Here is a 13110-nt window from a genome sequence, read left to right as displayed (position 1 = left end):
CGGGCACGATGGAGGGATGGCAAAGCACGCACGCGTCCGCGCTCCCGAACTGATCGGCAAGGGCGGCTGGCTCAACACCGGCGGTACCTCGTACACCCTCGCCGACCTGCGGGGGCGCGTTGTGATCTTGGATTTTTGGACGTTCTGCTGTGTGAACTGCCTGCATGTGCTCGACGAGTTGCGGGAGTTGGAGGAGAAGCACCGGGACACGGTCGTGGTGATCGGGGTCCACTCGCCCAAGTTCGTGCACGAGGCCGAGCACCAGGCCGTCGTGGACGCCGTCGAGCGCTACGAGGTGCACCACCCCGTGCTCGACGATCCCGAGCTGGCCACCTGGAAGCAGTACGCCGTGCGGGCCTGGCCCACGCTCGTGGTCATCGACCCCGAGGGCTACGTCGTCGCCCAGCACGCCGGTGAGGGCCACGCCCATGCCATCGAGCGGCTCGTGGCGGAGCTGGAGGAGGAGCACGCCGCCAAGGGGACCCTGCGGCGCGGCGAGGGACCGTACGTCGCGCCCGAGCCGGTGCCGACCGATCTGCGGTTCCCCGGCAAGGCCGTCCGGCTGCCCGGCGGCACCTTCCTCGTCTCGGACTCCACCCGGCACGCCCTGGTGGAGCTGGCCGCCGACGGCGAGACCGTCCTCCGCCGGATCGGCAGCGGTGAGCGTGGCCTGGCCGACGGCGGTTCGGACGAGGCGCGGTTCAGCGAGCCGCAGGGCCTGGCGCTGCTGCCCGACGGCAGGGTCGCGGTGGCCGACACGGTCAACCACGCGCTGCGGGCGGTGGACGCGGAGACGGGCCGGGTGACGACGATCGCGGGCACCGGCCGCCAGTGGTGGCAGGGCTCCGCGACCTCCGGGCCCGCCTGGGAGACGGATCTCTCCTCGCCCTGGGACGTGGCGTGGTTCGCGGACCGGCTGTGGATCGCCATGGCCGGCGTTCACCAGCTCTGGACGTGGACCCCGCCGGCGGACGCGGGCGCGGGCGCGGGCGGGGACGGGGACGGGGACGGTGGCGCCACCGTCGAAGCCGTTGCCGGTACAACCAACGAGGGTCTGGTGGACGGGCCCGCCGCAGAGGCGTGGTTCGCGCAGCCGTCCGGGCTCGCGGCCGCCGGGGACCGGCTGTGGATCGCCGACTCCGAGACCAGCGCCCTCCGCTGGATCGAGCGCGCCGAGCCGGCCGGACCGGGCGAGCCGGCCGGACCGGATGAGCGGGCCGGATCGGCCGAACCGGGTGCCGCGGGCGGGGAGTTCATCGTCCGCACGGCTGTCGGCACCGGCCTCTTCGACTTCGGGCACCGCGACGGCCCCGCCGGGCAGGCCCTGCTCCAGCATCCCCTGGGCGTCACCGCGCTCCCGGACGGCTCGGTCGCCGTCAGCGACACGTACAACCACGCGCTGCGCCGCTACGACCCGGCCACCGGCGAGGTGACCACCCTCGCCACCGATCTGCGCGAGCCCTCGGACGCCGTGCTCGACGGCGACGCGATCGTGGTCGTCGAGTCCGCCCGGCACCGGCTGACGCGGCTGCGGCTCCCGGAGGAGGCGGTGCGCGTCGAGCCGGTGGCGCACCGGACGCGGCGCGCGGCCACCGAGGTGGCGCCGGGGCGGCTCCGGCTCGACGTGGTGTTCCGGCCGCCCGCCGGGCAGAAGCTGGACGAGCGCTACGGCCCCGCGACCCGGCTCGTCGTCAGCGCGACGCCGCCGGAGCTGCTGGCGGAGGGCTCCGGTACGGACACGGGGCTCGGGCGCGATCTCGTCCTGGCCGAGGGGTTCACCGAAGGGGTGCTGCACGTCTCGGCGATGGCGGCGTCCTGTGACGACGACCCGGCGCAGGAGTACCCGGCCTGCCATGTGCACCAGCAGGACTGGGGAGTTCCGGTGACGGTGTCCGAGGGCGGCGCGGACCGCCTCCCCCTGGTGCTGGCGGGACTCGACACGCCCTGACGGCCGTGAGGCCGTGACACGGCCCGGGCCCGGGTGAGCCCGCCGGAGCGCGGGTTTGTCTGCAGCCGCTCATGCGGTGGCCGGGACGTTCACGGCCTGGGCCCGCTCGTACAGGGCCTGGGCCGCCCGGTTTCGTGCGTGGGGACGGATGAGAGCCTTCATGACGGCTACCCGTTCGTCCGCCCGGCCGGAGTGGACCAGCGGGTAATCATCCAGCACGCGGTGCCAGGTGGCACACGCCGCTTCCAGGTGGCCGAGTTCCAGCTGGCGTTCCGCCAACATCGCGTCATAGCGAACGCGGGTCCGGCGGTACACATCGTGGCGGAGGCGGGATGACTCCTTCATGTTCTTCACGGACCCGGACAGGTCTCCCAGACCGTACTGGACCTGGGCTATGTGGTACGCCAGGGACGAGGGGTCATAGCTCCCGAACGTCTTTGCCCGGGACTCCGCCTTGTCCATGGCCACTTCCGCCTCCCGTATGTATCGCAGGGCGGTGACACGGTCGCCGCCGGCCGCGTAGGCGTGAGCCTGTTGCCCGGACAGGAAGGCGCGCATACGGGGCCCGGCGTTGCGGGAGGCCGCGGCGGCGGCATCGGCCAGACGGAGGGCGTGGGCATGGTGGCCGAGGTCCACGGCCTGGAGGCTCATTCCGCGCAATGTGGTGCAGTAGGTCAGGCGGTCGTCGGCTGCCCCGGCCAGCTCCAGGGCCTTGACGTAATACCGCTGTGCCAGGCCGTGAAGCCCTTCGTCCACGGCCATGTACCCGGTCAGGTACAGGAGGTCCGAAGCGGCGGAGAGCATGGCCTTGCGTACGCCGTCGGAAGCGTCGGCGCGGAGGTGGGGGGTGACCGTATTGACCAGGAAAGCGGCGGCCATGGGCCTGGCGTGGCGTCCGCCGAACACGTCGTCCAGTTCTGACACCTTGTCCGTCATGGCCACCACCGCGTCCACTTCCGCGTACCCGATGCGGTGGGTACGGCCGGTCCGGACTGCCTCCATACGGCCCACCACGTTCGGCCAGTCCGGAATGGTGAGTGCGGCGGAGAAGAGAGCGGCGCCCAGGACGCCACGGCGGGACGGGTCCATGTCGTGCCTCCCCAGCTCCAGCAGTCCTTCAACGGTAGTGCTCTGGGGCTGACCGGTGGGCATGGGGAATCCGGCGTCCGCGTGCGTGACAGGGCGAGCCAGCTTGCGGGCCAGGGCTTCCAGGATGAGGGGGCGCACCTCTCTCCTGGGAGTCGTCCCCGTGAGCCAGTGACTCACGGCGGAGGCGTCGTACCTCAGCCGCGTGCCCTGTTCGGTACCAATCCGGTTCACGGCCGTGGCGAACCGGCTTTGGCTCCCGCCGGTTTCACCGAGCAGGCGACTCAGACAGGCGTTTGGCTCACGCTTGGCCATGGCTCAACTCCCGGCGTTCCCCGCAGACTTTCAACGCTTTCAAGTTCTGGCGTTGCGTTCACGGTACCGCCGTGCGTGTCCGTCCGGTTACGTAGTGCGTGCACCGCCACGGACACGGCGGGAAACGGAGAAGAGGACATCATGTTGTTGCCTACGCTCAGCACGACTCCCGGCGAGCCGTGGCCCGTTCCTCCGGACCCACCGTCCCCCGACGGTGGCCCGAGCATGACCGGTACCACTCGGAGCGAGAGGAGGGTGACGTGAGGAACATGCAGATCCTCACCGCCGCCCACAACGGCGGACTCCGTGAAGGCGGAGGGGACGGAGGCGACGGACACCCCGGCACCCCGTGGACGCCGCCCCAGGACCCGCCGTCCCCTGACGGCGACACCCCGCCCGGCGACGGGACGCACCGCAAGTGACGATCGACTCTGCGCAGGCGGGCCGCCCCAGCCGAAAGGAGCTGGGGCGCCTCCTCCTGGAGACGCGTTCGATGACGCCGGACTGGGCTCCGACGTTCGCGGCAGTGGACCGGGCCGCCTTCCTGCCTGACGTGATGTGGCCGTTCGACATGGACAAGGGCGCGAGCGTCACCGTCGACCGGGCCGCCGACCCCGATGCCTGGTATGCCGCGGCGGACAGCAACGTCCCCATCGTGACGCAGTGGGATGACGGCAAGCACACCGGCACCGCGCCGGGGAAGGTGTCGACCAGTTCCTCGTCCATGCCCTCAGTCGTGTACGCCATGCTTCAAGCGATGGCCGTGGAGGAGGGCATGCGGGCACTCGACGTCGGCACCGGCACGGGCGAGACGGCCGGGGCCCTGACACACCGCCTCGGCGGTCGGAACGTCGTCACGGTCGAGGTGGACCGCTCCGTGTCGGGAAGGGCCCGGGAACGGCTCTGCGCGCTGGGGCTGTACCCGGAAGTCGTCCTGGGCGACGGGTTCCAGGGCTACGCGGGCCCCGCGCCGTATGACCGCGTCCTGGCTACCGTCGGACTCCGGGAGATCCCGGGGGCGTGGATCGAGCAAACCCGTTCGGGCGGCCTCATCGTCGCCCCTTGGGGCACGCACTATTCCAACGCGGATGCTGTGGCCCGACTGGTGGTGAGAAACGGGACGGCATCGGGGCCCTTCACACGCCCCGTGGAATTCATGAAGCTGCGCGCACAGCGGCTGTCCCTGGCCGACCACAGCGAATATGCCTCGGCGGGGGCGACGGAGAGCGCCGACACATCCACGACCACGGTGACCGAAGGGGAGCTCATCACCGGGAGGTACACAGCCGTTCCGTTCGCCCTGGGGCTCCGTGTGCGGGACTGCACTCAGGCCGTCGCGGAGAAGCGCGAGGGTGCACGGCCGGTGTGGTTCTACGGACTGAGTGACCGCTCCTGGGCGTGCGTGATGTTCCGTGACGGAGAGCCGGAGGCGAAAGTCTGGCAGTCGGGACCGCGCCGGTTGTGGGATGAGGTCGAAGCGGCCTACCGGTGGTGGGTGGGCCGTGGCGAACCGGACCACACCCGGTTCGGCCTCACCGTCACGCCGGAGGGACAGCGGGTGTGGCTGGACGACCCGGCGGACTCCTGGGCTGTGAGAGTGGCGGAGCGGGGCCCCGGGGGCTGAGGCGCGCCGGCACCACAGCCGGGCACGGAGAAGGCGCACCGTCCTGTACTCCGCCGCAGTTCCAGCCCTGTGCGTTCGTGTGGTCCGTGCGTTCCGTCGGCGGGCGTCGGGAGGGCGCACATCCGCCGGCGAGCAGGGACTCCGTTCTGGTCTGCGGCCACCGCGTGATCTTCGTTTGTCCACACCAGCCGTTGATCACGCGGCGGCCGTACCCTTTCCCGGCCGAGTACGCCTGCGCGTACTCCGCATCACCGGTAGTAGCGGTTGTGGTCCTCGACCTCGACCACCGGGGCGCCCGGGGCCGGCGGCTGGACCCTGCGCCGCTTCAGGATGCTCACGTAGGCCGCGAGCCCGATGAGACCGACCGCCATCATGATGAGGCCGACCAGATCGAGGTTGACTCCGGCAATGTCCCAGCTCACGGCGAAGGTCAGGATGCCCCCGACCGCGATCAGAAGGATGCTTCCGCCGATACCCATGGGATCCGCCTCCTCAAGCGTTGGCCTTCCGGGCTCCGTGCGTAGCCTCCGGATACCCGGGGCGGGGGGCTCCATGCGCCGCTTGGTGTGGAGGGGAACCGCCGGGTGTCAAGTGCCCCGCGCGCCAACGCATTCCGGCCGCGGCGGAACGCCGCGCCGCCCCGCAGCCGGAACGCCGCCCCGGCTCACTCCTCCAGGAACGCCCGGAGCGCGTCGGCGAGCAGATGCGGGTCGTCGGCGCCGCACAGTTCGCGGGCCGAGTGCATGGAGAGGATGGCGGCGCCGATGTCGACCGTCGCGATGCCGTGCCGGGCGGCGGTGATGGGGCCGATCGTGGTGCCGCAGGGCATGGAGTTGTTGGAGACGAACGCCTGCCAGGGCACCCCGGCCCGCTCGCAGGCGCGGACGAAGACGGCCCGGCCGGCGCCGTCGGTGGCGTAGCGCTGGTTGACGTTGACCTTGAGGATGGGGCCGCCGTTCGGCATCGGGTGGTGGCCGGGTTCGTGCCGTTCCGCGTAGTTGGGGTGGACGGCGTGGCCGGTGTCGGAGGAGAGGCAGAAGGAGCCGGCGAAGGAGCGGGCGCGGTCCTCGTAACCGCCGCCGCGGGCGAAGACGGAGCGTTCCATGACGCTGCCGAGGAGCGGTCCGTCGGCGCCGGTGTCGGACTGGCTGCCGTTCTCCTCGTGGTCGAAGGCGGCGAGGACGGGGATGGCCGTGAGGTGCTCCCCGCCGTCCCGGGTGACGGCGGCGAGGGCGGCCGTGCCGGCGTGCACGGACAGCAGGTTGTCCATGCGCGGCCCGGCGAGCAGTTCGCGGTCGCGGCCGAGGTAGGCGGGGGGTTCGACGCTGTGGACCATCAGGTCCCAGCCGGCGATCTCCCCGGCGGGGACCCCGGCCTCGTCCGCGACGAAGGAGACGAGGTCGCCCTCGTGGACGTCGCCGAGGCCCCAGACGGGCGTCATGTGGCGCTGCTTGTCGAGCTTGAGGCCCTCGGCGTTGACGGCGCGGTCGAGGTGGACGGCGAGCTGGGGCACGCGCAGCAGCGGCCGGTCGACGGTGACGAGCCGGTGGGAGCCGTCGCGCAGGGTGAGCCGGCCGCTGAGGCCGAGGTCCCGGTCGAGCCAGGTGTTGAGGAGGGTGCCGCCGTAGATCTCGACGGCGATCTGCCGCCAGCCGTGCGCGCCCGTGTCGGGGACGGGCTTCACCCGCAGGTTGGGGGAGTCGGTGTGGGCGCCGATGATCCGGTACGGGGTCTCGGGGCCGGCGCCGTCGGGGACGTACCAGGCGATGAGCGCCCCGCCCCGCAGGACGTACCGGCCGCCGGGCGAGCCGTCCCACGCCTCGGTCTCCTCGACCTGCCGGAACCCGGCCGTCTCCAGCCGTCCCGCGGCGTTGGCGACCGCGTGGTAGGGCGAGGGGCTCGCCGCGAGGTAGGAGATCAGGTCGTCGGTGTGCGCGCGGGTGAAGCGGGGAGGTCGGCTCATGGGGTTCAGCATAGGAAAGGGGCCGGAAGGGGCCCGAACGGGCTCGCTGCGCGCAGAAGGTGACCCCCGCCCGGCGGGACCTGCCGGGCGGGGGTCGGGACCCCGGCCGCGCGTCGGCGCGGACGGCCTGTGCGGGCCGGGGTTTCAGGGCCTCATCCGCGGACGGGGACCTGGGCGGTGGGGAACGCGGTGGGCGTTCCGGACGCGGTGACGCCTCAGAAGGCGGCCTCGTCCAGCTCCATCAGGGAGTTGTCGGTCTTCTCGGCCAGCGTGCGCTGGGCGGAGACGCCCGGCAGCACGGTGTGCGCGAAGAACTTCGCCGCGGCGATCTTGCCCTCGTAGAACGGCTTGTCCTTGGCGGAGGCCGAGGCGAGCTTCGCGGCGGCGACCGCGGCGCCCTTGAGCAGCAGGTAGCCGACGACGACGTCGCCGGAGGCCATCAGCAGGCGGGTGGTGTTGAGGCCGACCTTGTAGATCGACTTCACGTCCTGCTCGGTGGCGGCCAGGTCGGTCAGCATGTGGCCGACGATGGCCTCCAGGTCGACCGCGGCCTTGGACAGCTCGGCGCGGGCGTCGGCCAGTTCCTCGCCGCCCTCGGCGTCGCCGAGGAACTTCTTGATCTCCTCGGAGAGGGCGGTCAGCGCCTGGCCCTGGTCCCGGACGATCTTCCGGAAGAAGAAGTCCTGGCCCTGGATGGCGGTGGTGCCCTCGTAGAGGGTGTCGATCTTGGCGTCCCGGATGTACTGCTCCAGGGGGTACTCCTGGAGGTAGCCGGAGCCGCCGAAGGTCTGCAGCGACTGGGCGAGCAGCTCGTAGGACTTCTCGGAGCCGTAGCCCTTGACGATCGGCAGCAGCAGGTCGTTGAGGCGGTGGATGGCGGAGGCGTCCTCGCCCGCGGCCTCCTTGACGAGGATCTCGTCCTGGATGGAGGCGGTGTAGAGGACGAGGGAGCGCATGCCCTCGGCGTACGCCTTCTGCGTCATCAGCGAGCGGCGGACGTCGGGGTGGTGCGTGATGGTGACGCGCGGGGCGCTCTTGTCCGTGAAGGCGGCCAGGTCCGGGCCCTGCACGCGCTCCTTGGCGTACTCCAGGGCGTTGAGGTAGCCGGTGGAGAGGGTGGCGATGGCCTTCGTGCCGACCATCATCCGCGCGAACTCGATGATCATGAACATCTGGCGGATGCCGTCGTGCTTGTCACCGATGAGCCAGCCCTTGGCGGGGTGCTTGTCGCCGAAGGTCATCTCGCAGGTGTTGGAGACCTTGAGGCCCATCTTGTGCTCGACGTTGGTGGCGTAGACGCCGTTGCGCGCGCCCAGCTCGCCGGTCTCGAAGTCGAACTCGTACTTCGGCACCATGAACAGGGACAGGCCCTTGGTGCCGGGGCCGGCGCCCTCGGGGCGGGCCAGCACGTAGTGGATGATGTTCTCGGCCATGTCGTGCTCGCCCGAGGTGATGAAGCGCTTCACGCCCTCGATGTGCCAGCTGCCGTCCTCCTGCTGGACGGCCTTGGTGCGGCCGGCGCCCACGTCGGAGCCCGCGTCGGGCTCGGTCAGCACCATGGTGGAGCCCCACTGCTTCTCCACCGCGATCTGCGCGATCTTCTTCTGCTCCTCGGTGCCCTCGTCGTAGAGGACGCCGGCGAAGGCCGGGCCGGAGGAGTACATCCAGATCGCCGGGTTGGAGCCCAGGATGGTCTCGGCGAAGCCCCAGAGCAGGGAGCGCGGGGTGATGGTGCCGCCGAGCGCCTCCGGGATGCCCAGGCGCCACCACTCGGCGTCCATGAAGGCCTGGTAGCTCTTCTTGAAGGACTCCGGGAGCGGTGCGGTGTTGGTCTCCGGGTCGAACACCGGCGGGTTGCGGTCCGCGTCGGCGTAGGACTCGGCGAGCTCGTTCTCGGCGAGGCGGGCGATCTCGGACAGGACGCTCTTGGCGGTGTCGACGTCCATCTCCGCGAACGGGCCGGTGCCGTACAGCTTGTCGCGCCCGAGCACCTCGAAGAGGTTGAACTCGATGTCGCGGAGATTCGACTTGTAGTGCCCCATGGCGACGGCTCCGTAGCTTCGGGGAGGCGGCATACCTCTACTGCGTACCAAACGTGGTCACGCCATGATGCTACCCGTCAGTAATAAGACGCAAGCCCTAGCCGGTCAACTGTGACTCGTTACCCTTTGGGGCATGTACGGCTATGACCAGAACCCGGGCGCCGGGCAGGGTTACGCGGCCCCTCCGCCACCTCCGCAGCAGGGGCGCGGCGGCTACGGCGCCCAGCCGGGCCAGCCGCTCTACCCCGAGCCGTCGCCGCCCTCGCTGGCCGACGCGGTACGGGCCTTCACCACCGGATCGATGTCGGCCGAGGACTTCCAGCACGTCTTCTCGACCTCGAAGATCTACTGCCCGCGTGGCGAGGGCCCCGGTTTTCTGGCGCTGCACAGCACCCAGCAGCCGGTGATCCCCCTCTTCACCTCCCTCAAGGAGCTGCGCGGCTACGCCGGCAAGGAGTCGAAGTACTTCACGCTGACCGGCGCCGAGGTGCTCGACCTGCTGCCCACGGGCTACGGCTTCGTGCTGGACATGGAGGGGGAGCACCGGATGGTCTTCGACGCGAAGGCCGTCGAGCAGATGGTCGACTTCGCGATGCGCCGGATGTACGGCTGAGGGTTGTCCGGCCGGCTGTGCCGCGCGCCGGCCGCGCTCCCCCGGTTCTCGGCGGAGGTGGTCTCGCGCGGCCGCCGTCCGTGGGGCATGCTCCCCGGCAGGGGCGCCCGGGTCATGTCCGTTCCGGTCTCGGGAATGGCGGCGCCTCGGGTTGTTGTTTACTGTTCAACTAAAGCCCCGAGGAGGCCCCCATGCCCGCCATCACCGTCGAGAACCCCCTGACCCTGCCGCGCGTGGCCGCCCCCGCGGACGCCGTGGCCCGCCCCGTGCTCGCCGTGACGACCGCGCCGAGCGGTTTCGAGGGCGAGGGCTTCCCCGTCCGCCGGGCCTTCGCGGGCATCCATTACCGGCACCTGGACCCGTTCATCATGATGGACCAGATGGGTGAGGTGGAGTACCGGCCCGGGGAGCCGAAAGGCACTCCGTGGCACCCGCACCGCGGCTTCGAGACCGTCACCTACATCATCGACGGGGTCTTCGACCACCGAGACTCCAACGGTGGTGGCGGCACCATCACCAACGGTGACACCCAGTGGATGACGGCCGGCGCCGGCCTGCTGCACATCGAGGCGCCGCCGGAGCGGCTCGTCCTGTCCGGCGGACTCTTCCACGGGCTCCAGCTGTGGGTGAACCTCCCGGCCAGGGACAAGATGATGCCGCCGCGCTACCAGGACATCCGGGGCGGCGGCGTGCGGCTGCTCACCTCCCCCGACGGCGGCGCCGTGCTGCGGGTCATCGCCGGTGAACTGGACGGCCACCGGGGGCCGGGCATCACGCACACGCCCATCACGATGGTCCACGCGACGCTGGCCCCCGGCGCCGAGCTCACCCTGCCCTGGCGCGAGGACTTCAACGGCCTCGCCTACGTCCTCGCGGGCCGCGGGGCGGTCGGTGCCGAGCGGCGTCCGGTCCGCCTGGGCCAGACCGCCGTCTTCGGCGCCGGCTCCTCGCTCACCGTCCGCGCGGACGGGAAGCAGGACTCCCCCACGCCCGACCTGGAGGTCGTCCTGCTCGGCGGCCGGCCGATCCGGGAGCCCATGGCGCACTACGGGCCGTTCGTCATGAACACCCGCGAAGAGCTCCAGCAGGCCTTCGACGACTTCCGGAAGGGACGGCTGGGCACGATCCCCGCCGTGCACGGGATGTCCGGAAGCGGGCTGTGAGGACGCCGGCCCCGGCCGGTCAGGCGGCGAAATCCGCGACGGCCTCGGGGAGCGGCGGCCCGCCCGGCTCACGATCGCCCGAGCCCGGCGGGTCGGTGTTCTCGAACAGCTCGAACCAGGTGCTCTTGCCCTCGCCCCGGGGGTCGACCCCCCAGGCGTGGGCGAGCAGCTCCATCAGCACCAGGCCGCGCCCCGAGGAGGCCAGCTCGCCCGGCCGGCGGCGGTGCGGCAGCTCGTCGCTGCTGTCCGCCACGTCGACGCGGAGCCGCCGGCCGAGGCTGCCGTCCCCGTCCGGCGCGGTGATCTCGGCGACGGCCAGGGCGTCACCGTCCGTGTGCACCAGGACGTTGGTGACCATCTCGGAGAGCATCAGCTCGGCCGAGTCGACCTGCTCCGGATCCGACCAGTCGTGCATCAGCTCGCGCAGCTGCCGGCGGGCCAGCGAGATGCGCTCGGGCTCGGCCTGGGCGATGGTCATGACCGCCCGGCGCAGCCGGCGGGGCGGGTACAGGGCGGGGGCGCCGCAGCCGGGGCCGTTCCGGCAGATCAGCAGCAGCACGATGTCGTCCTCGCGCCGGTCGGAGAGCGGGCCGGGCCGGTAGTGGGAGGACGGGCCGTGCACGGCCTGGATCAGGCCGTCGGCCATGGTCTCCATGTCCTCCGAGACATTCTCCTCGATCGCCTCGCGCAGCCGCTGCCAGCCGGTCTCGAGATCGTGCCCGCCGGTCTCCAGCAGGCCGTCGGTGAAGAGCATCATCAGCTCCCCCGGCTCCAGGACGATCTTGGTGATCGGATAGTCGGCGCCCGGGGAGACGCCGAGCGGCGGCCCGCCGGTCGTGGGCCGGGCCATCATGGTGCCGTCGTTCATCCGTGTGACGGGCTCCTGATGGCCGGCCCGGGCGATGTCCAGCGTCCCGGACGCCGGGTCCGCCTCGACGTAGAGCATGGTGGCGAAGCGCGGATCGTCCCCGCCGCCCTCTCCGTCCGGCCGCCGGTCGGCGAGCCCGGCCAGGAAGCGCGAGGCGCGGGAGAGCACGGCATCGGGACGGTGTCCCTCGGAGGCGTAGGCGCGCAGGGCGATCCGCAACTGGGTCATCAGGCTCGCGGCGCGCACGTCATGGCCCTGGACGTCCCCGACGATGAAGGCGACGCGGTCGGAGGGCAGCGGGATCACGTCGTACCAGTCGCCGCCGAGCTGGAGCCCTCCGCCGGTCGGCACGTAGCGGGCGGCCACCGTCATCCCCGGGGTCTCCGGCGCGGCCTGGGGCAGCATGGCCCGCTGGAGTCCCGTGGTCAGCTCCCGCTGGGACTCCTGGGTGCCGGCCCGGGAGAGCGCCTGGGCCAGCATCCGGGCCACGGTGGCCAGGATGGACCGCTCGTCGGGGGTGAAGGCGACCCGGTGGTCGAAGGTGGCCAGCCAGGCCCCGGTGGTGCGGCCCGCCGTGATCAGCGGGACGTAGGCCCACGACTGCAGGCCGTAGCGGGACACCAACGGCCAGGTGAGGGGGTACCGCTCGCGGAACTCCTCGGGTGAGGAGAGATAGACGGCGCGGCCGGTGCGCACCACCTCGGCGGCCGGATAGGGGGTGTCCAGCGGCATCTCCTCGGTGGCGGCCTCCTCGTCGCCGGGGCGGTCGCCGTGGTGGCCCACGATCCTCAGCCAGTCCCCCTCGGCGGAGAAGACGACGAGGCCGTTCGGGGAGAAGCCCGGCATGGAGAGGTTCCCGGCCACCCGCAGCACCTCGGAGGTGGACCCGGCCTCGGCCAGCGCCCGCCCGGCGTCCAGCAGGAAGGCCTCCCGGGCCCGCCGCCAGTCGCCGGTGACCCGGGGAGGCGCCGCGGCGTCGTCGGCGTGCCGCGGCTCCTCGGGAAGCTCCTGGACGGTGCCGATCAGCGTGACCCGGCCGATGTGCCGGTGCGGCCGTGCGCGGACGCGGATCCTGCGGAGCACCCTGCCGTCGTCGCCGATCACCCGCATCAGCACCTCGGCCAGATTGCCCTCGGCGAGGGCCAGGCTCACGACCTCGTACATCTCCACCCAGTCCACGGGGTGGAAGCGGGCGCGGGTGGCCCCCGGGGAGAGCGTGGTGTCGACCGCGTCCAGGCCCAGCAGCCGGGCCGCCTCGGCGTCCATCCGCAGGGCCTTCGAGACGGTGTCCCAGCGCCAGAGCCCGGTCGCGGTGGCGGACAGGACATCCTCGGAGCGCATTACATCACTTTAGGCAGGTTCGGGGCGATATGACGACCGGCTGTGAGGCAGGTGGCTACCGGTACCCTTGACGGGGCCCTCGACGGGCCGCGTCCCACGGGCGTCCACCGCCCGCCAGCCACGATCCGACGACGATCCGACGACTTG

10 protein-coding genes are annotated in these 13110 nt (G+C 71.6%); 5 read left to right on the top strand and 5 right to left on the bottom strand.

All coding sequences use genetic code 11. The annotated features are described in order from the left end of the window. The first annotated feature begins 16 nt into the window (after nt 1-16). A complete protein-coding gene (locus tag KBZ10_RS01040) occupies nt 17-1948 on the top strand; it encodes an NHL domain-containing thioredoxin family protein (RefSeq protein ID WP_210985519.1) in 1932 nt (643 codons plus the stop codon). A gap of 69 nt (nt 1949-2017) precedes the next feature. On the opposite strand, the gene KBZ10_RS01035 is transcribed toward KBZ10_RS01040, so the two are convergent. Beyond that, nucleotides 2018-3349: a tol-pal system YbgF family protein gene (locus tag KBZ10_RS01035; RefSeq protein WP_210985518.1), complete on the bottom strand. Its 1332-nt coding sequence runs from the start codon at nt 3347-3349 to the stop codon at nt 2018-2020. A 260-nt stretch (nt 3350-3609) separates the two neighbouring features. Between KBZ10_RS01035 and KBZ10_RS01030 the strand changes: the two genes are divergently transcribed. Further along, complete coding sequence (locus tag KBZ10_RS01030; protein WP_210985773.1) at nt 3610-3771, top strand: hypothetical protein; 162 nt, start codon at nt 3610-3612, stop codon at nt 3769-3771. Next, nucleotides 3768-4973, top strand: a complete 1206-nt coding sequence (locus KBZ10_RS01025) for a protein-L-isoaspartate(D-aspartate) O-methyltransferase (protein WP_307847105.1) — start codon at nt 3768-3770, stop codon at nt 4971-4973. Before KBZ10_RS01030 ends, KBZ10_RS01025 begins: the two co-directional genes overlap by 4 nt. Before the next feature lie 248 nt (nt 4974-5221). Here KBZ10_RS01025 and KBZ10_RS01020 read toward each other — a convergent pair whose 3' ends face one another. From KBZ10_RS01020 to KBZ10_RS01010, 3 genes are all read right to left on the bottom strand, one after another. Continuing rightward, a complete protein-coding gene (locus KBZ10_RS01020) occupies nt 5222-5452 on the bottom strand; it encodes a DUF6458 family protein (protein ID WP_210985517.1) in 231 nt (76 codons plus the stop codon). A 185-nt stretch (nt 5453-5637) separates the two neighbouring features. After that, the gene (locus tag KBZ10_RS01015) at nt 5638-6936 is read right to left on the bottom strand and encodes a M18 family aminopeptidase (protein ID WP_210985516.1); all 1299 of its coding nucleotides are present in this window, start codon (nt 6934-6936) and stop codon (nt 5638-5640) included. A 215-nt stretch (nt 6937-7151) separates the two neighbouring features. Next, nucleotides 7152-8978, bottom strand: a complete 1827-nt coding sequence (locus tag KBZ10_RS01010; protein ID WP_210985747.1) for an acyl-CoA dehydrogenase — start codon at nt 8976-8978, stop codon at nt 7152-7154. 133 nt (nt 8979-9111) lie between these two features. Between KBZ10_RS01010 and KBZ10_RS01005 the strand changes: the two genes are divergently transcribed. Both KBZ10_RS01005 and KBZ10_RS01000 read left to right on the top strand, forming a co-directional pair. Continuing rightward, a complete protein-coding gene (locus KBZ10_RS01005; RefSeq protein ID WP_210985515.1) occupies nt 9112-9591 on the top strand; it encodes an SseB family protein in 480 nt (159 codons plus the stop codon). Nucleotides 9592-9782: 191 nt separating this feature from the next. Next, nucleotides 9783-10754, top strand: a complete 972-nt coding sequence (locus KBZ10_RS01000; protein WP_210985514.1) for a pirin family protein — start codon at nt 9783-9785, stop codon at nt 10752-10754. A gap of 19 nt (nt 10755-10773) precedes the next feature. Here the strand turns inward: KBZ10_RS01000 and KBZ10_RS00995 are convergent, their stop codons facing one another. After that, nucleotides 10774-12963: a SpoIIE family protein phosphatase gene (locus tag KBZ10_RS00995; RefSeq protein WP_210985513.1), complete on the bottom strand. Its 2190-nt coding sequence runs from the start codon at nt 12961-12963 to the stop codon at nt 10774-10776. Between the last annotated feature and the right edge of the window lie 147 nt (nt 12964-13110).

This window comes from Streptomyces sp. F63 (genome assembly GCF_018070345.1).
Taxonomy (GTDB): domain Bacteria; phylum Actinomycetota; class Actinomycetes; order Streptomycetales; family Streptomycetaceae; genus Streptomyces.
The sequence above is the reverse complement of the archived record's forward strand: the minus strand, read 5'-3'. Positions and strand labels throughout refer to the sequence as shown.